Consider the following 23,399-nt stretch of genomic DNA (forward strand, 5'->3'; position numbering starts at 1 on the left):
GCAGGCCGAAACGGGAGGCTGAAACGGGAGGCTGAAGCGGGAAGCCGAAGCGGGAGGCCGCATGCTCTTTTCAAAAACGGAGCAGTTTGTCCGATACGCACTCGGAAGCCGGGAAGCACCCCGTCCCTCCGGCGGGTCCTCGCGGCCGGCGGCCGGACGGTGTTGAGGCACCCCTTCCGACAACCCGTAACACGAACGCACAGGCCCGAGCCCGGAGCAATAGCGGCTCAGTACGACCGAAAAGGGGCTTCGGAGCCTCCCTGCCCCATCCCCGTGCAGGCGGCAGGGAGGACGGAGCCCCTTACAATCCCTAAGCAAGGTGCCGTTTTCAGGTCATTTATGACACGAAATGGCCGGCAAAGGGCCCCGAAAAGGGTTGAAACGCCCGTGCGCAAGAGATGCGCAAAAAAACTGTTTTCTGCTCCGGAACGTTCGCCCCGAGGGCAGGAGCCGGCAACAGGGCCACGGAGCCGCCGCCTGCAGCGGAGCGGTTCGGAGCCGGAACGAGCAAAGGCAGGCATACAAACACAATACGTTGTTGTTCAATAATATAAATACACAAATTCGATAAGAGCGCATCTTCATAACACCTCATTCAGGACGGATACGAAGCCTCCGGCAGGGCATCGCATTCCCTGCGCTCCGCAGTTGCTCCTCACCGCCGCAGCCACGCCTTCCTGCGCAAAAAAAATAGGGAAAACTCCTTGCTTTTTCCACATTTGTTTTCTAATTTTGATTTTTGTTTGAGAACCTCGGCTGACACGAAGGTGCAGGCACGGTTTCACGGCGGAATTCGGATTCTTCGATTGGTACAAAACGGCACTTGAGGCCCTTTGCACCGGCAACCCGGCGAAGAGGTGCGGTGCAGGCTGCCCGTCTGTCCCGAACCATCCGCCCGCAACAGAACGACGACACCGCCCCCTCCTCCATTCAACCGAAACAGACGGCTTCCCGCGCGTCGGGAAACCACAGCCGGTCTCCACGAACGGCGGCATGAAACAGACAAACCCCCGGCCGAAAGGCCGTCCAAATTTTCTCAGTCTATGAAAAAAACTCTATTTCTATTGCTCTTCCTCACGGGAGCCTTCAGCACACTCCTCACGTCGTGCGAAAAGAACGACGAAAACGGGGACGGAGGACCTGTAGTCGTCCCCGAAAACTCCTTTGCCTACAACAACAAGGTGCAGCCCTTCGGCTCGGCACTCTACGTCTACGACGAGGTGGAGACCACCTATACCTTCTACTTCTCGCCCTCGGAGGGCATCACCACGCTCGAAGCCATGTGGCAGGCCGACGACTACCTGCGCATCATCACCGCGCTCCCGTCGGGAGACATCGACCTCACGGCCGCAGGCAATGAGCTGGTCTACAAAGACATAACCGTATCGGCATCGACGGCCGGCAACATCGTCTCAAGCTCCTTGCAGCTGCGTCTGCCCTCGCTTACCGAGGTGAAGATGGAGGCCAAGGTCGAGACGGCCAACGGCCAGACGCTCGACGCCAACTACGAAGGCACCTGCATCCGCATCACCGAGGAGCGCGAGCAGGGTCCCGCCGTCGAGCTCGACACCCCGATTTTCAGCTGGTACATCGGCCAGAGCGGTGCCGGCACCAACGACTACTACATCGCCGTGGGCAACGCCCCCTTCTCGATTTACCAGGGCACGCAGTTCTCGCTCAGGAGCGCTGGCTACGCACTGGTGCTGGACTGCTACTTCGACAGCGGCGACGAGTGGCGGACCTTCCCCACGGGAACCTTCAAGAACAGCGTCCGCTACGGCGACCACACCTATCACTCCACCAACAGCTTCATGCTCCAGGCCGACGATGCGGGAGGCTACCAGCAGATGCCCCTCACGAGCGACGTGGTCATCACGCGTGAAGGCACCATCACCACCATCACCACCGCCTTCATCGACGGCAACGGCGTCGAGCACCAGGTTTCGTTCACGGGCGACCTGCGCGTGGGCTACGGCCTGGCGATGCCCACGAATCCCCATCTGATGGCCGACATCGAGCTGGAGGGCTTCTACGCCGAGGGCATCTACCACGGCGACCTGTTCGAAAGCGGCAGCGGCCTTTCGGAGGTGGTCATCTACGACGAGGCGAGCGACAACAACGAGGAGGGCGGCATGGCCGTCAGAATGCTCCTCGCCAGCACGAAGTTCCTCAACCCCAAAACGGAGCGCAAGCTGGTGGAGGACCACTACACCCGCACCACGGCCTCGAACCTCTCGGAGATTGAACAGGGGACCTGGGCTCCGGTTACCGAGCTGGAAATCATGGGCCTGGTTCTCCCCTTCGGCACCTACGGCGTCACGGGAGACTCGAGCACCGAGACGGGCTACTACGCCTATGCCAACGACGGAACGATTGACGTCAAGGAGCTCGGCGGCTCGGAGTACGAAATCACCTTCGACCTGGAGGCCCAGACCGGCTATGCCATCAAGGGCAGCTTCACGGGCGACGTCTTCCTCACGGACCAGTCCAACGACAACGACAACGACGGTTCGTCGACGCTGACCGAGGACCTGCACCTCGACGTGGATTACATCCAGCAGGCCCGCTGCTACCCGCAGACGGAGATTTATGTCGCCGGCATGGGATACATCCCCGTGGATGAAATCACCATCGCCGGCCAGCCGGCCGCCATCGCGCCGTGCGGCTACCAGTATATCGACATCGGTCTGGCGACGGGCACCTACGAGCATGACCCGACGGGCGAATACGTCGACCCGGGCAAACTCCACGAGGGTGACATCATCCGCCTCGACCTGCTCGTCGAGCCGGGCGACCAGGACAAGATTACGACGGGTACCTACACCATCACGCGTAACCGCTACCTGAACACGCTCCAGCCCGGAGCCTGCTACCGCGGCTACCAGGCCACGGACCATATCGGCACCCGCTGGCTCTACATCTCCAGCGCTATCGGCAACGGCAAGCCCCGCTACTACAATGACCCCAACTACATGGTACAGAACGGCTGGCTCAACATCCCCTCGATGACCGGTTACGCAAGCCTCTACGAAGGCACCGTCACCATCACGAAGGCCGACGGCGGCGACAACTGGTACACCTTCGAAGTCAACGGCGAGGATGTGCTGCACCACAAGATTACCGGCTCGTGGACCGGACCGGTCGTACTGGGCGGCTCCGACACGCCGGTGGCCGACTCGGGCAAGCACTTCGATGAGGAAGACTCCGCATCGAGCGGCAGTGCCGGCGGCGATGAGTCGGACAGCGCCTCGGTGAAGGCCGAGCAGCAGACGCTCCGCCACATGAAGCCCGTCGAGGGGCTGCGCGACTACGTGACCCTGCCGCTTGACCGCAGACCCGTCGAGCGCGTCCGCTTCCGTTAGCATTCCATACGAGAAACCCTTTCGGGGAGTGCGGATGTCGTCCGCACCCGCACTCCCTTTTTCACCCCCAAAAACAATACAGCATGAAAAGCAGTTACTGGTCGGGACTCCGCGTCCTGACATGGAGCGTAGCATTACTGGCTGCAGGAAGTTTCGCGGCCTGCACGGACGACAACGACGAGGGTACAACCGCGCCGCCGCCCGTAGCGTTGAACAACCAGATTGAGCTCAACGGAGCAAACCCCGTCGAGATACGTTCGGCCATCTACGAGATGGACGACAACGACAACTATGCCTTCTACCTCTCGCCCACGTCGGGCATCACCGGCATGGAGGAGATGGAGGCCGCGGGCGACTACCTGCGTGTGACGGTGGCCGACCCCAAGGGGAAGATTTACCCCGATGCCGACAATTTCGAGTTCGCGTACGGCGGTCTGACGGTCAACGAACACACGATGTTCGCCGTCAAGTCGCTCTCGCTCGAGGTGGGCTACACGGAGGCTTCGGCCGCGCTGAAGCTCGTCATTGAGCTCCAACACTCCGACGGCCGCACGCTGCGCGCCGGCTACGACGGCACCTGCAACAAGGCGACGCTGCCCGTGCTCGAGAACGAGTACGAGCTCGACGAGGTACCCACCTCCATCGGCAGCGCCATCGTATGGAAGGCTCCCGCCAAGGGGACTACCACCTACACCTTCTATGCCCGCACCGGGCTGACGGAGCCCACCGAGGGGGCCGACGGCCTGACGGTGGTGCTGAGCGACGGCATCGATGCCTCGGAGATTGACCTCTCGACGGCCGACCCGTCGAAGGTAAAGGTCAGCTGCGGCGGCTTCACCAGCAGCCAGGAAACGACCGGAACCCTCCATATTGGAATCAACGCCCAGGGCAAACTGACCCTCACGCTCGATGCCGAGCAGAGCGGCCGACGGCTGCGCGCCGACTATGAAGGCGGCTTCAGCGAGGGCTTCGAGAGCGCCGACTTCATCCGCGTCACCGAGGCGGGCAATGCCGAGGAGAAGGCGCTGACGAAGATTTTCGCCACCACGGGCGTCTCGAACGTCCTGCTCTTCGGCCAGGTCGATGCCGCAGAGCCCGAGGAGCTCCAGCAGGGCCACTACGCCGCAGCGCTGACCCTCACGGCCAAACAGCTCCAGGGCGGCACGTTCGACATCTCGGCATTCCGCGCCCGGATTTTCGACTACGAGGCCTACAAGACCTACGACAACTCGAAGGTCAGCGAGGGGATGAGCGGTTCGCTCACCGTCGCCCGCACGAGCGACGGCAAGAAGCTCTATCTGAGCTTCGAGGTGACCTTCCCCGACGGGCCGAAGCTCGAGGGTGAGTGGTCGGGTGTCACCACGCCGATGAGCCAGGAGCCCGACATGACCCCCGTGGCCCCCTTCCGTTCGCACTTCACCCTCACGGCGGCCGACGGTACGACCACCCATGTGGACAAGGATTTGATTTCGGTCGAGATGCGCATGCAGAAGAACTACAAGCTGCGCGGCGGTGACCCGGCATATGGCGGCGCGACCTTCGACGCCTACTTCTTCTACTTCCGTCCTGCGGGCGGGGAGACGACGAGCATCACCGACACCTACACCATCCCGCAGCTGATGCTCAGCGCGTCGGCCGTTCCGACCGACGGCGAACTCGACCTGGCGTCGGGCGACGAGGAGCTCCACTGGAACTTCAAGTACAAGACCGAAAAGGACAAGCTCTACCTCACCGAGTACTTCGAGAACTACCAGATGTTCGGCAGCTGGACCTACCGCTGCCCGGACGACGTGAAGGTGACCGTTGTCAAGAACGACGACAAGACGTGGAAAATCACCTTCCGCATGGTTGACTACGGCCGCTTCAGCAACTACTCCTCCACCAAGGAGGGTACGCAGAGCACCGTACTCATCGAGTGGGAGGGTCCGATGACCAAATACTCGGGCTCGGAGACCAACGACCTGACCGACGCCGACTATTGATGCGGCGCCGCGGCACCCCGCCTCCGGTTGACCCCGGGCGGAAGGCCGCAGACAAAGACGAAAACCCCCGGCATGGAACCATGCCGGGGGTTTTCCGTTGTCGGTTTGTTGTCGGTTTGCCGGGCCCGAACGGCCGCGCATGCGGGCGGAAGAGGCCGACGCAGGGGTGGCCGGAGCGGGGGCAAAACGCGGGAGCGGGGGCAAAACGCAGGCTCAGACGCGGGACGCACAGGCTCGGGCGCCTACATGCCGAAGGCGTGCAGCCCGATGCCATCGTAGACGGCGCTCACCAGACCCAGCAGCAGCACGCCCGCCAGGCAGAGCACCAGCGCCGCGCGCGTATAGCCGTCGCTGCGGAACGTTGCGATGGGGCGCTCGTTGGGGACGATGTACATCGCCTTGACCACCAGCAGGTAGTAGTAGAGCGAGATGACCGTGTTGAGCAGCGCGATGAAGACCAGCACGTAGAAGCCCTCGCGGAAGGCGGCGGCGAAGATGAAGAACTTCGAGAAGAAGCCCGCGAAGGGGGGAATGCCCGCCAGCGAGAAGAGTCCCAGCGTCATGACCAGCGTAAGGCGCGGATTGGTGCGGTAGAGGCCGTTGTAGTCCTCACGCAGCACCTTGCCGCTGTGCTGCTCCACGGCCGAGATGACCCCGAAGACGGCCAGGTTGGCCGCCAGGTAGACCAGCACGTAGAAGACCAGCGAGGCCATGCCGAAGGCCGTGCCTCCGATGACGCCCAGCATGATGTAGCCCGCCTGCGAGATGGAGGAGAAGGCCATGAAGCGCTTGAGGTCCTGCTGCCGGATGGCGAAGAGGTTGGCCACCGTGATGCTGAGGATGATGACCCAGAAGAGCAGCGTCCGCCACTCGTGGAGCATCGGGGCGAAGACCTTCACGAGAATGGCCATCAGCACGAAGGACGCGGCACCCTTCGAGACCACCGAGAGGTAGGAGGTCACTGCCGTGGGGGCTCCCTGGTAGGTGTCGGCCGTCCAGAGGTGGAAGGGCACGAGCGAGAGCTTGAAGCCCAGACCGGCGAAGAAGAAGACCAGCGCCATAATCTGAAGCGGCGAGCCGGTGATGAGGGGCACCATGTCGTCGAAGTAGAGCGTGCCGGTGGTGCCGTAGAGGAACGAGATGCCGTAGAGCATCAGACCGCTCGAGAAGAGGGCGCAGAGGATGTATTTGGCACCCGCCTCGGCCGAGTAGTGCTTGTACTTGTCGAAGGCGACCAGGCAGGCCATCGGCACCGAGGCCAGCTCGAGCCCGATGAAGAAGAGCAGGAAGTTGGCCGCGCCAATCATGAAGTACATGCCCAGCAGCGTCGAGAGCGTCAGCACGTAGAACTCGCCCTGCTTGTGGGCCGTATCCTCGCGCCGCAGCCACGTGGTGGCCTGCATGCAGACCACCAGAGCGCCGATTGCAAGGACGCTCTTGATGACCGTGTGCATGGGCACGTAGCGGAACATCCCGCCGAAGAGGTCGCACGACTCCCCGCGGGGAACGATGTTGAGCAGGATGGAGAGGGTGAGCAGCGAGCAGGCTACCGCAGCGAAGTGGCGGCGGCCGCGCTCACCGGCAATCAGGTCGTACAAGAAGAGCAGGACGATGACCGCGATGAGCGAGAGCTCGGCCTGCATGTAGGTGAATATGTTGCTGTATTCCATAAACGACTTAGTTGATTAGGTGCGCTACGATTTCCGAGACGCTCGAGCGGAGCATGTCGCTGACCCACATCGGCGCCAGTCCCAGACCGGCCACGGCGACGATGAGGCAGATGACCGCCACACGCTCGTCCCACGTGGCGTCGGAGAGCTTCAGATGTTCGGGGTTCTCGCACGTGCCGTAGAGGATGCGGCCGATGACGCGCAGGATGTAGACCGCCGTGATGACAATCGAGGTGCAGGCGATGACGGTCACCACGCGGTGGAAGGTGTCGTCGTGCATGAAGGCGCCGTTGAAGATGGTCATCTCGGCCACGAAGCCGCTCAGACCCGGCAGTCCGAGGTTGGCCAGACCGGCGATGACGTAGCCCACGGCCAGGAAGGGCATCACGCGCATCAGACCGCGCAGCTGGCGGACGTCACGCGTATGGGTGCGGCCGTAAATCATGCCGATGAGGGCGAAGAAGAGGGCCGTCATCAGACCGTGGCTCAGCATCTGGAGAATGGCGCCGGTCGAGGCCGTGGTGTTCATCATCAGGATGGCGAAGAGCACCAGTCCGCAGTGCGAGACGGACGAGTAGGCGTTGATGTACTTCAGGTCGGTCTGTACGCAGGCCGAGAAGGCGCCGTAGACCACCGAGATGGTGGTCAGGATGATGAATATCCAGCTCAGCTCCTGCGCCGCGTCGGGCAGCAGGTACATCGCCACGCGGAAGCAGCCGTAGCCGCCCAGCTTCATCAGCACGCCGGCGTGAAGCATCGAGACGGCCGTCGGGGCCGAGGCGTGGCCGTCGGGGCTCCACGTATGGAAGGGGAAGAGGGCCCCCAGCACACCGAAGCCCACGAAGACGAGCGGGAACCAGATGCGCTGCAGCGAGAGGGGGATGTTGTGCAGCGCGGCAATCTCCTCGATGTTCATCGTCGTGGCGCCCGAGCCGAAGTAGATGCCCAGGATGCCGATGAGCAGCAGCGCCGAGCCGCCCATGAGCATCAGCGTGAGCTTCATGGCCGAGTACTCCTTGCGGCCGCTGCCCCAGACGCCGATGAGCAGGTACATGGGGATGAGCGCCACCTCGTAGAAGAGGAACATCGTGAAGAGGTCGACCGAGATGAAGAATCCGAAGACGCCGACGCTCAGCAGGCAGTACCAGAGGAAGTACTCCTTGACCTGGTCCTTCATCTGCCACGAGGCGAAGGTGCCCGTGAAGACGATGATGGCCGAGAGCAGCAGCATGGCCACCGAGATGCCGTCGACGCCCACCGCATAGTGGATGTTGAGCGGCGCATACCAGACGTGGCTCTCCGTGAAGAGCATGGCGGCGCTCTCGCCCGCCTCCCTCAGTCCGAGGTAGCGGAAGACCAGCAGCACGGCCAGCGCCAGGAGCAGCGAGGCGCCCGTCACCATGACGGCATGAATCTGCCGCGTGCTCTTCGAGAGCCAGAGGCCCAGCATCATGAGCAGCGGGATGGCGGGGAACAGGGATAACATATTCATAGTGCGACTCGTTTTAGCAGATTAACAACAGGAGCAGCGTGAAGCCCATCGCGCCGCCGAGGAACCAGATGCAGTAGCGCTGCACGCTGCCGCTCTGCATCTCGCGGATGGCCCACGAGGCGCTCTGCGTCGCCGTGGCCAGCAGGTTGAGGAAGCCGTCGACCACGTGGCGGTCGAACCAGGCGATGGGGGTCGAGATGCAGCCGAAGATGATGCGGTGGGTGATGAACTGGTAGACCTCGTCGATGTAGAAGCGGTGGTAGGCCGCGCGGTGGAGCCCCGCAAAGCGGTCGGCCAGGCGGTCGGCCACGGGCTGCTTCTCGCGGGCGTACATCCAGGTGGCCAGCGCGATGCCCGCGAGGGCCACGCAGAGGCTCAGCGCGGCGACGCTCCCCTCGATGTGGATGTCGTACGACGTGCCGTTGGAGGAGACGAAGTGTCCGAAGGGGAGCCAGCCCGCAACGAGCGTCACGGCGCCGAGCACCACCAGCGGCAGGGTCATCGTCCAGGGGGCCTCGTGGGGCGTGTGGGCGGCGTGGAGCTCGCGGTTCTCGCGGCCCCAGAAGATGCCGTAGTAGAGGCGGAACATGTAGAAGGCCGTCATGCCGGCGATGAGGGTCATCACCCAGCCCATCACGGGGCTGAAGGCGAAGCAGGCCGAGAGGATTTCATCCTTCGAAAAGAAGCCGCTCAGGGGCCAGATGCCGGCGATGGCCAGGCAGGCCACCAGGAAGGTCACGTGCGTCAGGGGCATGTAGTGCCGCAGGCCGCCCATGGCCGACATCTCGTTGGAGTGGACGGCGTGGATGATGCAGCCGGCGCCGAGGAAGAGCAGCGCCTTGAACATGGCGTGGGTGAAGAGGTGGAACATCGAGGCCATGTAGCCCAGACCTCCGGCGTGGGGGTCGGCCGAGGTGCAGACGCCCAGCGCCACAATCATGAAGCCGATCTGGGAGATGGTACTGAAGGCCAGCACACGCTTGATGTCGCTCTGCACGCAGGCCACCGCGGCGGCGTAGAGGGCCGTGAAGGCGCCGACGTAGGCCGTCCAGTGGAGCACTTCGGGGGCGTAGCCCACAAAGAGGGGGAACATGCGCGCCACCAGGTAGACGCCCGCAACGACCATCGTCGCGGCGTGGATGAGCGCCGAGACGGGCGTCGGGCCCTCCATGGCGTCGGGCAGCCAGATGTGGAGCGGGAACATGGCGCTCTTGCCGGCGCCGCCGACGAACATCAGCCCCAGTGCCAGAGGTATCATCACGCCGGCCGAGGCGAGCAGCCGCGCGTCGGGCGTGAAGGAGAAGGTGCCGGCGTAGTAGCCGTAGACGAGGATGCCGATGAGGAAGCCCAGGTCGGCGAAGCGCGTCACGATGAAGGCCTTCTTCGAGGCGGCAATCGCCTCGGGCTTCGTATAGTAGAAGCCGATGAGCAGGTAGGAGCTGACGCCCACCAGCTCCCAGAAGATGTACATCTGGAAGATGTTCGTCGCCACGACCAGACCCATCATGCTCATGGTGAAGAGCGACAGGAAGGCGTAGTAGCGCTGGAAGCCCCGCTCGCCCTTCATGTAGCCGAACGAGTAGATGTGGACCATGAGCGAGACGGTCGATATGACGACGAGCATCATCACCGAGATGGGGTCCAGCAGCACGCCCAGGTCGATGTGCAGCGTCTCGCTGATGGGGAGCCAGACGCTGTTCCACGCGATGAGGGTCGGATAGAGGCCCGCGGCATCGCGGCCGGCGCCGAAGTAGACGGCGGCCGTCCAGTAGCTCACCAGCGCCACGACGGCCACCACGGCCGTTCCGACGGCCCCCGCGGCGGCGGGTTTGAGCTTCATGCCGAAGAGCCCCAGGAAGAGGAAGCTCAGCAGCGGAAGCAGCAGGATGAGAATCGTATATTCCATAGGAAGACGTTTTTCGGTGCGCTTACCACTTCATTTCGCGCAGGCTCTTGACGCGGATGTTGCGGATGTTGCGGTAGATGTTGATGATGATGGCGATGGCCACGGCCGTCTCGGCCGCGCTGATGCCGATGGCAAAGAGCGTGAAGAAGAAGCCCTCGAGGTGCTCCGGAAAGAGGAAGCGGTTGAAGACCACGAAGTTGATGTCGACCGAGTTGAGAATCAGCTCGACCGAGATGAGCATCGCCAGCAGGTTGCGCCGCGTGACGAAACCGTACAGCCCCACGAACATCATGATGGTCGAGAGGATGAGGTAATATTCCATGTGTATCATAGTCGCAGGCTTTGGAGTTTAACGTTTGCGGGCGATGAGGATGCCGCCCACGATGCAGGCCAGCAGCAGGATGCTGATGACCTCGAACGGGAGGGCGTAGCCGTACTTCGCGGTGCTCATCAGCGTATGGCCGATTTCGCTCACGTGCAGCTCGCCGTGGACGAAGTGCTCGGGACGGAAGTCGTGGCGCAGCGTCACGTAGAGGCAGACGCCCAGGCTGAAGAGCGTCGCGGCCAGTCCGACGAAGAGCTTGTAGCCCTTCTGGTCCTCGGCCTTGTCGCCCTCGCTCGAGGTGAGCAGAATCGAGAAGACGTAGAGCACGGTGATGCCGCCCGCGTAGATGAGCAGCTGCACGGCACCCAGGAACGAGTAGTTGAGCTGGAAATAGATACCCGCCGTACCGAAGAGCACGAACAGCAGGTAGGTCGCCGCGCGCAGGATGCGGTGCGTCGTTACGGCCAGCAGCGCGCTGACGGTCGTGAAGAGCGCCAGCACGATGAAGACGATGAGTTCGAGTGTTATCTCCATGGCTTATTGCTTGTTCAGGGTTTTTACCAGTTTTTCGCGCGTGTAGACCGCATGCTCGAAGGCCGTCGAGAAGCGGATGGCGTCGTGCGGGCAGGCGTTGACGCACAGGTGGCAGAACATGCACGACCCCAGGTCGTACTCGTAGCGCACCAGCCGGCGGCGGCTCTTGCCCGTTTCGGGGTCGGTCACCATCTCGGTGGTGATGTGAATCGTGCCGTTGGGGCAGGCCGCCTGGCAGAGACCGCAGGCGATGCAGCGGTTGTGGCCCTCGGCATCGTGGGGCATGGTCAGCTCGCCGCAGTAGCGGTCGAACATGCGCAGCGTAGCCCTGTTTTCGGGGTACTGCTCGGTGACCTTCGGGGTGAAGAACTCGCGTCCGGTCACCTTGAGGCCCGTCAGCAGGCTCCCCACGCCGTGGATAAGACCTTTGATATAGTTGCTCATAATCAGAAATGCAGTTTGAATACGACGACGAGAACCATCAGCAGCAGGTTGACCAGTCCGATGGGTACCAGATACTTCCACTCGAGCGTCAGAATCTGGTCGATGCGCAGGCGGGGGAAGGTCCACTTAATCCACATGAGCAGCCACACCACGAAGAAGGCCTTGCCGAAGAACCAGACGAAGCCCGGGATGTAGTCCATCACCGTGTTGAAGCCCTCCCAGCCGGCGATGTGGAGCGGCATCCACCCTCCGAGGAAGATGGTGGCCGCAACGCCCGCGATGATGAAGAGGTTGACGAACTCGGCCACGTAGAACAGGCCGAAGTGCATGCCCGAATACTCGGTGTGGTAGCCGGCCGTCAGCTCCGACTCGGCCTCCGGCAGGTCGAACGGGCCGCGGTTGACCTCGGCGTTGCCGGCGATGAGGTAGATGACGAAGGCCACGAAGGCGGGCAGGTGGCCCTTGAAGATGAACCAGCAGTCGGCCTGACGCTCGACAATCTCGGAGAACTGCATCGTATCGGTCAGCACGACGATGGTCAGAATCGAGAGGCCGATGGAGAGTTCGTAGGAAATCATCTGCGCGCCGCTGCGCATGGCGCCGATGAGCGAATACTTGTTGTTGGAGCTCCACCCCGCCAGCAGGATGCCCACCACGCCGATGGACGAGGCGGCCATCATGAAGAAGACGCCCACGTTGAAGTCGAGCACCTCCATGCCGCGGTTGATGGGCAGGCACGAGAAGGCGAGCACCGAGGCCAGGATGACCAGGTAGGGGGCGAGGTTGTAGAGGAACTTGTCGGCGTGACGGATGGTGATAATCTCCTTGGTGAGCATCTTGAGGATGTCGCAGACGAGCTGCAGCGTTCCCCACGGCCCCACGCGCACCGGGCCCAGTCGGCACTGGAAGGCGGCGCAGACCTTGCGCTCCATGAAAATCATCAGCACGGCAATCACCGCGTACATCACCAGCAGGAAGACTCCCACGATGACACACTCGATGAAGATTGCCAGTCCCAGGGGCATGAACGAGGTCAGCAGCCCGTGGACCCAGGAAGTTACGATACTGAAATCAAACATGGCTTATTTTCACTTTCTGCGTTAACTTTATCGGTCGATATCGGGCACCACGTAGTCCACCGTGCCGCCGATGGCAATCAGGTCGGCGATTTTCGCTCCGCGCGCGATGGTCTCCATGCAGGATACCAGCGGGAGGCCCGTCGAGCGGAACTTCATGCGGTAGGGCGACTTGTCGCCGTGGCTCTCGATGAAGACGCCGAACTCGCCGCGGCTCCCCTCGACGGCCGAGTAGTAGGTGCCTTCGGGGATGCGGATGACGGGCTTCATCTTGAGCTGGTAGTCGCCCTCGGGAATGTTGTCGATGAGCTGCTCGATGATGCGCATGCTCTGCTCAATCTCGTGCATGCGGACCATGTAGCGCGCCATGCAGTCGCCCTCGGTGAAGAGCACCTCGTCGAAGTCGACCTTGTCGTAGACGGCATAGGGATGGCGCTTGCGCACGTCGCAGGCCCAGCCGGCGGCGCGGCCCGTACCGCCCGTAGCGCCGAACGAGATGGCGTCGCGGCGCGTCAGCACGCCCACGCCCTTCAGACGCTCCTGCGCGATGACGTTGCCGGTGAAGACCTCGTGGTACTCGCGCAGCATGGGGCGCAGGTAGGTGATGAGCTCCTTGACGCGGCGCACGAAGTTGGGATGGATGTCGGCCTGCACGCCGCCGATGGTGTTGTAGCACTGAATCAGACGGCCGCCCGTCGTCTCCTCGAGGATGTCGAGCACCTTCTCGCGGTCGCGGAAGCCGTAGAAGAAGGCCGTCAGGGCGCCCATGTCCATGCAGAGGCAGGAGAAGAAGAGCAGGTGCGAGTCGATGCGCTGCAGCTCGTCCATGATGGTGCGGATGTACTGCACGCGCTCCGTCACCTCGACGCCCAGACCCTTCTCGATGCACATGCAGAGGGCGTGGCGGTTCTGCGAGGCCCCGAGGTAGTCGAGGCGGTCGGTCAGCGCCAGCGTCTGGGGGTAGGTCAGGCTCTCGCACATCTTCTCGATGCCGCGGTGGATGTAGCCGCAGTGGACGTCGAGCTTGCGGATAATCTCACCCTCGAGCGAGACGCGGAAGCGCAGCACGCCGTGCGTGGCGGGGTGCTGGGGACCGATGTTGATGACATACTCGCCCTCCTCGAACAGGAGGCTGCGCTTGCGGATGAAGCTGCCGTCGGGCATCAGCTCGAACGTGGCGGTGCTGTCGCGCGAGACCTCGTTGCTCATGCGCAGCGGGTTGAGCGACTCGTCGTAGTCCTTGCGCAGGGGGTGGCCCACCCAGTCGTCACGCAGGTAGAGGCGCCGCATGTCGGGGTGGTTCAGGAAGCGGATGCCGAAGTAGTCGAAGACCTCGCGTTCGTTGAACTCGGCACCCTTCCACAGGTCGCACACCGAGGGGAGCACCCCCTGCGTGCGGTCGGGCGTGAGCGTGCGCAGCACGACATTCTCGCCCGTCGAGGTCGATTCGAGGTGATAGACCGCGCCGATGCCCTCCTCGCCCCAGTCGACACCCGTGAGGCTGCGCAGGAAGTCAAATCCCGCCTCGTGACGGAGCCGCGAGGCGAGGTCGTGGAACCGCTCCGCGGGAACGGTGTAGAGGCCGTCGCCCTTGTCGGACCAGACGGCCGCAGGCTCCCAGGCCGTTATTTTTTCGTTGAGCGTCATATTCTCTTTCACTTCTTGTTTTCTTCTTGAGGTTGGGATTGCACTTCGACGTTGAGCTCGTTGCGCTCGGCCGTGAGGTCGCGCTGCAGCAGCCGCTCGTACTCCTTGCGGTCAATCTGCTTGTTGACGCCGCCGAAGAAGCGCTGCAGGCGCACCTTGCGCTGCAGCTGCATCAGTCCGTAGAGCATCGCCTCGGGACGGGGCGGGCAGCCCGGGATGTAGACGTCGACGGGCAGGATTTCGTCGACGCCCTTGACCACGTGGTAGGACTTCTTGAAGGGTCCGCCGCTGATGGCGCAGCCCCCCACGGCAATCACATACTTGGGGTCGGCCATCTGGTCGTAGAGGCGCTTGAGCACCGGGGCCATCTTGTGGGTGATGGTGCCGGCCACCATGATGAAGTCGGCCTGACGCGGGGAGGCGCGGGCCACTTCAAACCCGAACCGGGCAAAATCGTAGCGCGCGGCGCCCACGGCCATGAACTCGATGCCGCAGCAGCTCGTGGCGAACGTCAGCGGCCAGAGGCTGTTGCTGCGACCCCACTCAATCACATCGTCGAGGCATCCCACCACGACGTTGGTGCCGTTGCCGCGCAACTCCTGCACCATCCGCTCGAGGTATTCGTTGTCGTTGAAATCCTCGTAGCGCATCGACTTTATCTCAGGCTTCCTTATTTCCATTCGAGTGCTCCTTTCCGCCAGGCGTAGGCCAGGCCCAAAACCAAAATCAACAAGAAGAAGAGGATGCTCACCAGACCGTAGATGCCCAGGTCCTGGACGACGACGGCCCACGAGAAGAGGAAGACCGTCTCGACGTCGAACATCAGAAAGAGGATGGCAAAGAGGTAGTAACCCACCTTGAACTGCATCCACGACTTGCCCCGGGTGGGAATACCGCACTCGTAGGCTTCGCCCTTCTGGGGGTTGTACGACCGGGGAGCGATGGCCCGGGCCACACCCAACGCCACGGCGACCAGCGCAATGGCCGTGAGGATGACGACAACCAGCAAGGTAAAATACATAAGACGAACGTTTTTAGAATGTTGGCGGAGTGCGCCGGCACGCGGCCGGGCATCCGGTAAATTCGTTGCAAAAGCGCTTCGGCTCCGCCCATGCGGAGCGGACGGCCGCACCGCTGGGGCGGGACCGTCGCATGCAGCCGTCCGGCGGGGAGGGCTGCAGGGAAGATTCAAGGCGTCAGACGAGGATGCGCCTCAGGGTAAAGACGTAGTAGTCGGAAGGTCGGAACGGAGCGGCCGCCTCGACGGCGGCGGCGGTGTTGCCGCACGCGATGCTCCGCAGACGCGCGCGGTCGCCGGCAAGGCGGAGTGCCTGCAGGCTCTTGTGGTCGGTGTGGGTGACGGAGGTCTCGGCGGGAAGCGCACCCTGGAGACGGGGTGCGAGGAGCGACTCTTCGTGTGCGGGAAGCAGCTCGCCGACAGCGCCCGGGGCGGTGTCGGAGCACGAGACGAGGGCCATCGGACGGAGGGAGGGGAGGGGCTCCGCATCGCTTCGTGCGAGGAGGAGATTCGTGCTGCCCAGCAGCATGAACATCCAGAGCCACAATGTATTTCGCAACAGACCGCGCATTCTCTCCAACCGTTTTTCCGGCCGCAAAGATACACTCTTTCGGGAAAAAAGAGCGGATTTTCACGAAAAATGAGGCTCTGGAGTGCCGATTTTGAAAAACACCGGGCACATTCGGAACAATTTTTCCGGGGTTCGCGCCCCGCGGCGGCACGGCGGGCAGGAGCCACGGCACGGCAGCAGGCGGCGGGGCGAGCGGCGGGACAGCGGCGGGACGAACGGGGCGAACGGCGGGACGAACGGCGGGACGAACGGGGCGAACGGCGGGACGAACGACGGGGCGGGAGGGTTGCGGCGCCCCCACAACAACGCCCCGGGCCATGGAAGGTCCGGGGCGAAGCGATGGAGGGGTGGTCGGCGGGCCGGCGCGGCAAAAACGGCAGGCATCCGGGGCGGCTCCGCCGGTAAGCAAAGGCAGTGGAGACAGGCATGACGAAGGGCCGGTGCCGCGGAACAACTGCCGCAAAAGAGCTGCAACGCTCGTCGCGGCAGTCCCCGAATGGCCTCGACGTCCCGCGCTCCCTGGCGGCCGCACAGAGGGCGAACCTGGCACCGGCCGCTCAGAGGGCGAACTTGGCGCCGAAGAACCAGGTGCGGGGCAGCGAGGGTCCGTAGATGTAGGCGGCATCCTTCCCGGCGCCGCGGTCCAGGTCGCGCTGGAAGCTGTCGAACATGTTCTTCACGCCGGCGCTCAGCTCCAGCCGCAACTGCCGCGTGAGGCGGAACTCGTAGGCCACACGCGCACCCAGGTCGCAGAACGAGGGGGTCATCCGCTCGGTGTCGGCGGCGATGTAGCCGGCGTTGTGCTGCACGAGCATCGGTCCCATGAAGGTGCCGAAGAGCGAGAGCGAGAGGGCCCGCACCGGGGTGTAGCTGGCCGTCAGGTAGCCGTAGTGGTCGGGCGAGCGGAACATGCGCCGCTGCGGGGTCACCTCGTCGGACCACCGCTCGGGCTCGGTGTAGCGGCTGCGCTGGAAGGTGTAGCCCGCCTGCACCTCGAAGCGGCCCGGGATGCCCGCCTTCAGCTCGGCGCTCACCCCGGCGACGGTCGCCCCCGAGCCGTTGCGCCGCTCGCGGATGATGTAGCCCTGGGCGTTCTCGCCGATTTTCTCGAGCGTGAAGACGTCGTCCAGCAGCGTCCAGAAGCCCTCGACGAGCAGGTTCGTCTGCACGCGACCGAAGCTGTGGTAGAGGTCCAGCGAGCCGCTCACGCTGTGGGAGTACTCGGGGCGCAGGCCGGGGGCCAGCTCGATGAGCGAGACCTTGTTGTCGAGCGCGTCGATGTGCAGGTCCTCGTTGTAGGCCTGCGGGGCGCGGTAGCCGCTCGAGTAGCTCAGCCGCAGGCCGACCTCCTCGCGGGGGGTGTAGCGCAGGTTGACGCGGGGCGAGAAGACGACGTTGCGCATGAGGTTGTGCTTGTCGAGGCGCCCGCCGACAAGCAGGCTGAAGCGGTCGCTGCGCCACTCATTCTGGAAGAAGAGGCCCGTGCTGTGGGTCGTCTGCCGCAGGTCGCGCCCCAGCCCCACGTAGCGGTCGTGCAGCGCGTTGCCGTTGTACTCGACGCCGGCCGTCAGCTCGGCGGGCGAGAACCAGAGCCGCTCGAACGAGTAGGTGTACTGCGCGCCGGCCACCAGCGTGCGGTCGCTCGTGGCGCCGTAGGCGTCGGGGTTGCGGCCGGCACCGTAGTAGCTGTTGCGGTCGATGTTCTGCGCCGAGAGGTAGAGCCCCATCCGGTGGCGGTTGTCGGGGCTGAAGTAGTCGAACTTCAGCCCGCCGCCGTCAATCTGATGGTCGAGCTGCTCGGCGATGTCGGCGTTGTGGGGCGGCTGGTCGAAGGCGTTGCCGCCGCGGCGGAACTCGTGGATGTGGTGGTACTCGGCCGTCAGACGGGTATAGGCCGAGGGTTTGTAGTAGGCGCGGAAGCCCGCCGTCTCGGAGTTGAGCTTCGGGATGTCGGAGAAGCCGTCGCCGTTGCGGTCGTAGGCGTCGCGCTCACGCACCATGCCGAAGAGGTAGACCCCGGCGCGATAGTCGTCCGAGACGAAGGCGCCGTTGAGCGAGGCCCCCAGGTCGAGCGAGCCCCCCTTGAGGATGGAGGTCGTTCCCGAGAGCGAGACGGTGTTGCGCTGCGGCTCGCGCGTGATGATGTTGACCACGCCGCCGATGGCGTTGGCGCCGAAGAGGGCCGAGCCGCCGCCGCGAATCACCTCGACGCGCTCAATCATCGAGGCGGGGAGCTGCTCAAGGCCGTAGACCGTGGCCAGCGTGCTGAAGATGGGGCGGCTGTCGAGCAGTATCTGCGAGTACTGCCCCTCCAGGCCGTTGATGCGCAGCTGCACGGTGCCGCAGTTGCTGCAGTTGTTCTCGACGCGCAGGCCCGACTGGAAGTTCATCGACTCGGCCAGGTTGCACGACGCCGTGGCGTCGAAGAGCTTCTCGCCGACCACCGAGACGATGGTGGGCGAATAGCGCTTGTTGCGCTCGGTGCGGCTGGCCGAGACGACCACCTCGTCGACCGAGAGGGCCTCCTCCTCGAGGCTGAAGTTCACCTCGAGGGTCTTGCCGGCCTCGGTCTCGACCTGCCGACGGGCCGTGCCGTAGCCCACCGACGAGGCGACGAGCGTGAAGCTGCCCGTGGGGAGGTTCTTGAGGAAGTAGTGGCCCGTGGCGTCGGTCGAGAGGCCGAGGGTGGTCCCCTCGACGGTCACGGTGGCGTAGGCCAGGTGCTCGCCCGTGCGGGCGTCGACGACGTGGCCCGTGATGTTGGCGTCGCTCGGCCGGCCGGGACGCGCGGGGTGCTCGTCGGCGCGCAGCGGCGCGGCGACGGCAAGGAGCAGCAGGAGCAGTGCTCCCGCAAGGTATCTTTTCATGTGGGGTTGTTTCGTTGGGTTGTGAATGGCGGATTGCACGCGCCGCAGGGGTGCGGCACGGCGGGGCGCCGCGGCGGTGCGGCGCGCAAACGGGGAGCGCGCATGGGTGCGGTGTGTCCGAAAGGTGCACCCGGATGCACGGGACATGCGCACCCGGATGCACGGAACGTGCACGGGATGTCAGGGCATGCACGGGGCATGCGCAGGGCATGTAGTGCGGGGTATGCACGGGGTGTGGAGGCACCGCGGGCGGGATGCTCCCCTCCGGCGGCGGGGCCGGAGCCGGTTCAGAGGCAGGGAGGGGCCCGGAGCGGGCAGCTCCGCATCGGTGCGAAGGAGCGGCGTGCGGGGCGGAACGGTCCGAAGAGGAAGGTGCGCTCCTCGGGGCGGCGGACCAGGGCTGCGAGCGTCGCGAGGGCCATGACCAGCAGCGAGAGGTGGGCGATGAGTTGGAACTGCTGCGCGGAGTGGCTGTGCGTCGGGTTGCCGGCCGGACCCGAATAGGGGTGCGAGTGGACGTAGAGGAGGCCGTCGATGCGGTGGACGTGGGGGAAGAGCGTCACGCAGCTCCAGTACCCGGCAAAGAGTACCAGAAGCAGCAGGGCGCCTATGTTTTTCAGTCGTTTACGCATCGCACGGACGGTCTGGGGGCAAAGATATGCTTTTTTTGCGAAACGGAGCGCCGGGCGGCCCCTTTTCGGCGGCCGGGGCGCATTTTCTTCCGAATCAGGCATTTCGCAAGGGCAACGATGCGGCGATGCTGCGCGCGGCAGAAACGGAGAGAAACCCGCAGCGGGCAGCAGGGGCGGGACCCGGCGAAAACGGCCGGCCGCAGACGGAGAGCCGACAGGCAGGACAGCGTAGCGGGCGGGACGAAGCGCTCCGGCGGCAGGCGGCCGCGGGCGGCGCCTACCAGCGCACGGCGTCGGCGGGCTGGCTGTGGAAGAGCCCGCAGACAAGCGTCAGGTATTCGGGCAGGAGGCCGTTGCGTCCCCAGCGCATCTCGATGCCGAAGAGCTCGGAGGCGGTGCGCTCCAGGTCGAATCCGCACGCCTCGAGCGAGGGGCGCACCCGTTCGGGATGGCGGCACGGCAGCCCCTCGGGGCGGGTGCAGGGCTCGCCGGGGCAGGCGAAGCACTCCCCCACGCAGGTGAAGGCACGGCCGCCGACCCGATGCTCGAGTTCGAGCAGCTGCCGTTCAAGCCGCAGCCGCTCGGGGCGAATCACCTCGCGCGCCGCGGCGAGGGGCGCACCCGCCTCGGCGGGGGTGATGCGCGTGGCGATGATGAGCGCCGTGGTGCGCCCCTCGAAGAGCGATTCGACCTCGAATTCGAAGGGCGGGCAGGCCCATGTGGCCCCGTAGCGGGGGCAGCTGCGGCAGTAGCCGCCGATGCGTGCGGCATCGCGGAAGCGGGCCAGGTAGTCGGCCAGGGGGAGCGTCGCCGAGAAATCCTCGGCGCGGTAGCGAAGCGTCTGTTCCATGGCGCAAAAATAGCCGACAGAGGGCTCTCCCGGTGCGCCGGACGAATTTTTTTTGCCCGCGATGCTTCGTTTTTCGGATTTATCCGCTATATTTGTTCCCGAAGATTTGGTTCCGACGCCCCCTTTCGGAGGCGAGGATGAAAAGGGAACCGGGTGCAATTCCCGGACAGTCCCGCTGCTGTGAAGCTCCGCAACATTCCGAACATCTCAGCCACTGGCCGCGTGCCGGGAAGGCTTCGGAACAGGAGCCAGTCAGAAGACCTGCCAAATCGATTCGACATCGGACTCGCCCGTGGGATGGCCGTTCGATTTCGGAAGTGTTTCACCAGGATGAAGAGCTGACGCGGCGCTGCGCCCCGTTCCGCCCTGCGGATGCCGTTGCAGGCATACGTCTCCCCCGTTGCCGCACCCGCCCGAGGCTGCCGGCGGCCGGAGAGAAGGGCCAACAGAGGGCCGGACAGGAGGTCGGGCAGGAGGCCGGACAGGAGGTCGGGCCGGGATTATATCCGGCAGACCGCGCACCGCAGACAAAGGCGCATCGCACGAGAAGGGGTGCACCGCCGGGAAGAGACCCGCAACAGGGGCGCACCACCGCAGAAGGGGCACCGTACAGACTCCTGTCCCGACCGGCACAAGGCCTCTGAAGCGGCACGAGCTCCTTGCACGGCACAAGCTCCCGGAGCGGTACGAGCTCCCTGCCCCTGGAAAACCTCCGGACGCACGCCAGGCTCCGCATCGGGAAACCGGTCGCAACGTTCTTATCCGTCACACCCATAAAAAGGCGCGGCACCCAGCGACTTCGTTGTCTGCCATAATAACAGGTCATCAGGTACAAGCAAAAGAGAGAGATTAGTAGCCGCCGCGCCTTTTTTTCAAAAAAACGACACGCCATGAACATCGTACTCTATGGATTTCCCGAGGCGACGACACACCGGCTCGCCCGCCACTACGCCCTGCGCATCATCGAGCACCCCGACCAGTTTGCCGACGGCGGCACGGGGGCGCTGCTCCCGCTCATGCGGGCCGCCTCCAACCGGCAGCGGCTCGAACTCTACAACGCCCTGCTGCGCCACGAGGAGCAGATTGATGCGGTCATCGTCTGCGGCGTGGAGGGGTGCAGCATGGCGACCATGCTCCAGTACGGCTCGACGCAGAGCCGCTTCTACGCGCTGAGCGGCACGCTCGACGAGGAGGAGCTCTTCACCGAGGCGCAGCTCATCCTCGACGCCCGCTTCGCCGAGGGCAACCGCCTCAACCTCTGACCGCCCGGCTGCCGAGGGGCAGAACCATCGCCCGCTCAGCACACAAGGCCCGACCGGCAGCCCCCGTCCGGCCCCGCACCACAGACAAGCGGCCCGCAACGAATCGCACAATTCGCTGCGGGCCGTCTCTTTTTTTGTACGGCTCGACGGCAGGGCGAACAGGCGGGCAGGCGGGCAGGCGGGCAGGCGGGCAGGCGGGCAGGCAGGCAGGCGCGCCCCCACGCAACGGCACCTCAACAGCAACCCCCTCAGCCGCGGCGGCGCCTACAGCAGCCCCATGCGCCGGCGGGCGAAGGGCATCACCCAGGCGGGCGGCTGCTGCCGGGCCAGCAGGTCGCGCATCTGCTCCATGTAGGGCTCCACATGGCGGAAGTAGCGCTGCAGCCCCTCGCAGAGCGAGTTGCGCGGATAGCCGTCGCTGCCCCGCTCGAAGCGGTGCTTGGGGCACTCGCCCCGGCAGGCGAACCAGTAGCGGCAGCGGAGGCATTCGCGCGGCAGCGTGTTGCGCTTGGCCAGCCCGAATTCGCGCCGCTGCGGCGAGCGGTAGATTTCGGCGAGCGTCTGCTCGCGGATGTTGCCCAGCAGGTAGCGGGGGTAGACGAAGTGGTCGCACGAATAGACGTCGCCGTTGTGTTCGACCACCAGCGCATCGCCGCAGGTCTCGCACATCGAGCAGACGCCCGGCTGCACGCCGCACCACTGCGCCAGCGTGGCGTCGAACATCTGGACGAAGCACTGCCCCACGTCGCGCACCACCCACTCGTCGAAGACGTCGCACAGGAAGTCGCCGTAGCCGCGCGCCGAGACCGACCACTCGGCCAGCCGCGCCCCCTCGCGCTCGGGCGGCACGATGAGCGGCCGCCGCGCGCCGGGAAGGTCGACCACATGCTCGACGGCGGGCAGGAACTGCATGTAGCGGCTCCGGACCTCGTCGCGGAAGAAGCGGTAGATTTCGGCGCCGCGCCCCTCCGAGCGGCTGTTCACGACGCTCAGCGTGTTGAACTCGACCCCCGTGCGGCGAAAGAGCTCGACGCACTGCATCACGCGGTCGAAGGTGGGCTCGCCCCCCTTCGTGCGGCGAAAGGCGTCGTGGATGTCGCGCGGCCCGTCGAGCGAGAGTCCCACCAGGAAGCGGTTCTCGGCAAAGAGGGCGCACCACCGCTCGTCGACCAGCGTGCCGTTGGTCTGGAGCGTATTCTCGATGCGCTTGCCGTCGGCATAGCGCCGCTGAAGCTCCAGGGCGCGGCGGTAGAAGTCAATGCCGAGCAGCAGCGGCTCGCCCCCGTGCCAGCAGAACTGCACGACGGGGACATCGTTGGCCTCGATGTACTGGCGGATGTAGCGTTCGAGCAGCTCGTCGCTCATCACCGCCTGACGGCCGCCGTACTGCGCCGCCTTGTCCAGATAGTAGCAGTAGCTGCAGTCGAGGTTGCAGCTCGAGCCGGCGGGCTTGAGCATCGTCATGAAGGCGACGGGGGCGGTCTGCCGGCGGGCGTCGTCGAAGGTGAAAATCGGTCTGTTCTTCATGGGTCGAAGGTCGGGGTGCGCCCGGGGACCCGGCGGGGGCCGGAGCGGCCGCCGGAGGGCTCCGCGCGGAGGCAGCGGCAAAGGCCGGGGCGGGTCGGCGGGCCGGGGCCATTGGCGGGCCGGGGGCGCACAATACGGGGATAAAGATACGCTTTTGTTTCGGAATCGGGGTGCGGCGGCCCGAAAAATCACGGCAGCGGGGGCCGACGGAAGCGCGGCGGGCACGAGGGGGGG

General features: G+C 64.6%; 18 protein-coding genes and 1 riboswitch. Of the genes, 3 read left to right on the forward strand and 15 right to left on the reverse strand.

The window, feature by feature from the left end:
- Positions 1-1,043: 1,043 nt before the first annotated feature.
- Together B5F90_RS07105 and B5F90_RS07110 are read left to right on the forward strand one after the other, a co-directional pair.
- Entirely contained in the window at positions 1,044-3,362 is a 2,319-nt protein-coding gene (locus B5F90_RS07105) for a hypothetical protein (protein WP_143256122.1), read from the forward strand.
- 83 nt (positions 3,363-3,445) lie between these two features.
- Positions 3,446-5,344, forward strand: coding sequence for a hypothetical protein (locus tag B5F90_RS07110; protein ID WP_143256123.1), 1,899 nt, complete (start codon positions 3,446-3,448; stop codon positions 5,342-5,344).
- A 242-nt stretch (positions 5,345-5,586) separates the two neighbouring features.
- Here B5F90_RS07110 and B5F90_RS07115 read toward each other — a convergent pair whose 3' ends face one another.
- The 14 genes from B5F90_RS07115 to B5F90_RS07180 form a co-directional block, all read right to left on the reverse strand.
- On the reverse strand, positions 5,587-7,014 hold the full coding sequence (locus tag B5F90_RS07115; RefSeq protein WP_087362109.1) for an NADH-quinone oxidoreductase subunit N: 1,428 nt from the start codon (positions 7,012-7,014) through the stop codon (positions 5,587-5,589).
- Positions 7,015-7,021: 7 nt separating this feature from the next.
- The gene (locus tag B5F90_RS07120; RefSeq protein ID WP_087362110.1) at positions 7,022-8,506 is read right to left on the reverse strand and encodes an NADH-quinone oxidoreductase subunit M; all 1,485 of its coding nucleotides are present in this window, start codon (positions 8,504-8,506) and stop codon (positions 7,022-7,024) included.
- 13 nt (positions 8,507-8,519) lie between these two features.
- Complete coding sequence (gene nuoL, locus B5F90_RS07125; RefSeq protein ID WP_087362111.1) at positions 8,520-10,412, reverse strand: NADH-quinone oxidoreductase subunit L; 1,893 nt, start codon at positions 10,410-10,412, stop codon at positions 8,520-8,522.
- A 22-nt stretch (positions 10,413-10,434) separates the two neighbouring features.
- Entirely contained in the window at positions 10,435-10,743 is a 309-nt protein-coding gene (gene nuoK / locus B5F90_RS07130; protein WP_087362112.1) for an NADH-quinone oxidoreductase subunit NuoK, read from the reverse strand.
- Positions 10,744-10,761: 18 nt separating this feature from the next.
- Positions 10,762-11,271, reverse strand: coding sequence for an NADH-quinone oxidoreductase subunit J (locus B5F90_RS07135; RefSeq protein ID WP_087362113.1), 510 nt, complete (start codon positions 11,269-11,271; stop codon positions 10,762-10,764).
- A gap of 3 nt (positions 11,272-11,274) precedes the next feature.
- Positions 11,275-11,715, reverse strand: a complete 441-nt coding sequence (locus B5F90_RS07140) for an NADH-quinone oxidoreductase subunit I (RefSeq protein ID WP_087362114.1) — start codon at positions 11,713-11,715, stop codon at positions 11,275-11,277.
- A gap of 2 nt (positions 11,716-11,717) precedes the next feature.
- Positions 11,718-12,794 carry an NADH-quinone oxidoreductase subunit NuoH gene (gene nuoH, locus B5F90_RS07145; RefSeq protein WP_087362115.1) on the reverse strand — a complete coding sequence of 359 codons (1,077 nt, stop codon included), beginning with the start codon at positions 12,792-12,794 and terminating at the stop codon, positions 11,718-11,720.
- Positions 12,795-12,821: 27 nt separating this feature from the next.
- Complete coding sequence (locus tag B5F90_RS07150) at positions 12,822-14,438, reverse strand: NADH-quinone oxidoreductase subunit C (RefSeq protein WP_087362116.1); 1,617 nt, start codon at positions 14,436-14,438, stop codon at positions 12,822-12,824.
- Between the two features lie 8 nt (positions 14,439-14,446).
- Complete coding sequence (locus B5F90_RS07155) at positions 14,447-15,118, reverse strand: NADH-quinone oxidoreductase subunit B (protein WP_087362117.1); 672 nt, start codon at positions 15,116-15,118, stop codon at positions 14,447-14,449.
- Positions 15,109-15,459 carry an NADH-quinone oxidoreductase subunit A gene (locus B5F90_RS07160; protein ID WP_087362118.1) on the reverse strand — a complete coding sequence of 117 codons (351 nt, stop codon included), beginning with the start codon at positions 15,457-15,459 and terminating at the stop codon, positions 15,109-15,111. Before B5F90_RS07160 ends, B5F90_RS07155 begins: the two co-directional genes overlap by 10 nt.
- 175 nt (positions 15,460-15,634) lie before the next feature.
- Positions 15,635-16,027 carry a hypothetical protein gene (locus B5F90_RS07165; RefSeq protein WP_143256124.1) on the reverse strand — a complete coding sequence of 131 codons (393 nt, stop codon included), beginning with the start codon at positions 16,025-16,027 and terminating at the stop codon, positions 15,635-15,637.
- A gap of 557 nt (positions 16,028-16,584) precedes the next feature.
- The gene (locus B5F90_RS07170) at positions 16,585-18,894 is read right to left on the reverse strand and encodes a TonB-dependent receptor (RefSeq protein WP_087362120.1); all 2,310 of its coding nucleotides are present in this window, start codon (positions 18,892-18,894) and stop codon (positions 16,585-16,587) included.
- A gap of 287 nt (positions 18,895-19,181) precedes the next feature.
- Positions 19,182-19,526, reverse strand: coding sequence for a hypothetical protein (locus B5F90_RS07175; protein ID WP_087362121.1), 345 nt, complete (start codon positions 19,524-19,526; stop codon positions 19,182-19,184).
- A gap of 277 nt (positions 19,527-19,803) precedes the next feature.
- The gene (locus B5F90_RS07180) at positions 19,804-20,376 is read right to left on the reverse strand and encodes a DUF2284 domain-containing protein (protein WP_087362122.1); all 573 of its coding nucleotides are present in this window, start codon (positions 20,374-20,376) and stop codon (positions 19,804-19,806) included.
- Positions 20,377-20,466: 90 nt separating this feature from the next.
- Positions 20,467-20,660: riboswitch (cobalamin riboswitch) on the forward strand.
- Positions 20,661-21,266: 606 nt separating this feature from the next.
- Between B5F90_RS07180 and B5F90_RS07185 the strand changes: the two genes are divergently transcribed.
- The gene (locus tag B5F90_RS07185) at positions 21,267-21,638 is read left to right on the forward strand and encodes a hypothetical protein (RefSeq protein WP_087362123.1); all 372 of its coding nucleotides are present in this window, start codon (positions 21,267-21,269) and stop codon (positions 21,636-21,638) included.
- Positions 21,639-21,902: 264 nt separating this feature from the next.
- Here B5F90_RS07185 and B5F90_RS07190 read toward each other — a convergent pair whose 3' ends face one another.
- Entirely contained in the window at positions 21,903-23,165 is a 1,263-nt protein-coding gene (locus B5F90_RS07190) for an anaerobic sulfatase-maturation protein (RefSeq protein ID WP_087362124.1), read from the reverse strand.
- Positions 23,166-23,399 lie beyond the last annotated feature (234 nt).

The organism is Alistipes sp. An31A, assembly GCF_002159425.1.
Lineage (GTDB): Bacteria > Bacteroidota > Bacteroidia > Bacteroidales > Rikenellaceae > Alistipes > Alistipes excrementigallinarum.

What these genes read in the sequence shown, in the direction of transcription:
- nuoH (WP_087362115.1), bottom strand. Translation starts at nt 12,794, where the DNA reads ATGTTTGATTTCAGTATCGTAACTTCCTGGGTCCACGGGCTGCTGACC.
- B5F90_RS07135 (WP_087362113.1), bottom strand. Translation starts at nt 11,271, where the DNA reads ATGGAGATAACACTCGAACTCATCGTCTTCATCGTGCTGGCGCTCTTC.
- B5F90_RS07190 (WP_087362124.1), bottom strand. Translation starts at nt 23,165, where the DNA reads ATGAAGAACAGACCGATTTTCACCTTCGACGACGCCCGCCGGCAGACC.
- B5F90_RS07160 (WP_087362118.1), bottom strand. Translation starts at nt 15,459, where the DNA reads ATGTATTTTACCTTGCTGGTTGTCGTCATCCTCACGGCCATTGCGCTG.
- B5F90_RS07180 (WP_087362122.1), bottom strand. Translation starts at nt 20,376, where the DNA reads ATGGAACAGACGCTTCGCTACCGCGCCGAGGATTTCTCGGCGACGCTC.
- B5F90_RS07105 (WP_143256122.1), top strand. Translation starts at nt 1,044, where the DNA reads ATGAAAAAAACTCTATTTCTATTGCTCTTCCTCACGGGAGCCTTCAGC.
- B5F90_RS07110 (WP_143256123.1), top strand. Translation starts at nt 3,446, where the DNA reads ATGAAAAGCAGTTACTGGTCGGGACTCCGCGTCCTGACATGGAGCGTA.
- B5F90_RS07120 (WP_087362110.1), bottom strand. Translation starts at nt 8,506, where the DNA reads ATGAATATGTTATCCCTGTTCCCCGCCATCCCGCTGCTCATGATGCTG.
- B5F90_RS07115 (WP_087362109.1), bottom strand. Translation starts at nt 7,014, where the DNA reads ATGGAATACAGCAACATATTCACCTACATGCAGGCCGAGCTCTCGCTC.
- B5F90_RS07140 (WP_087362114.1), bottom strand. Translation starts at nt 11,715, where the DNA reads ATGAGCAACTATATCAAAGGTCTTATCCACGGCGTGGGGAGCCTGCTG.
- nuoK (WP_087362112.1), bottom strand. Translation starts at nt 10,743, where the DNA reads ATGATACACATGGAATATTACCTCATCCTCTCGACCATCATGATGTTC.
- B5F90_RS07185 (WP_087362123.1), top strand. Translation starts at nt 21,267, where the DNA reads ATGAACATCGTACTCTATGGATTTCCCGAGGCGACGACACACCGGCTC.
- nuoL (WP_087362111.1), bottom strand. Translation starts at nt 10,412, where the DNA reads ATGGAATATACGATTCTCATCCTGCTGCTTCCGCTGCTGAGCTTCCTC.
- B5F90_RS07175 (WP_087362121.1), bottom strand. Translation starts at nt 19,526, where the DNA reads ATGCGTAAACGACTGAAAAACATAGGCGCCCTGCTGCTTCTGGTACTC.
- B5F90_RS07155 (WP_087362117.1), bottom strand. Translation starts at nt 15,118, where the DNA reads ATGGAAATAAGGAAGCCTGAGATAAAGTCGATGCGCTACGAGGATTTC.
- B5F90_RS07170 (WP_087362120.1), bottom strand. Translation starts at nt 18,894, where the DNA reads ATGAAAAGATACCTTGCGGGAGCACTGCTCCTGCTGCTCCTTGCCGTC.
- B5F90_RS07165 (WP_143256124.1), bottom strand. Translation starts at nt 16,027, where the DNA reads ATGCGCGGTCTGTTGCGAAATACATTGTGGCTCTGGATGTTCATGCTG.
- B5F90_RS07150 (WP_087362116.1), bottom strand. Translation starts at nt 14,438, where the DNA reads ATGACGCTCAACGAAAAAATAACGGCCTGGGAGCCTGCGGCCGTCTGG.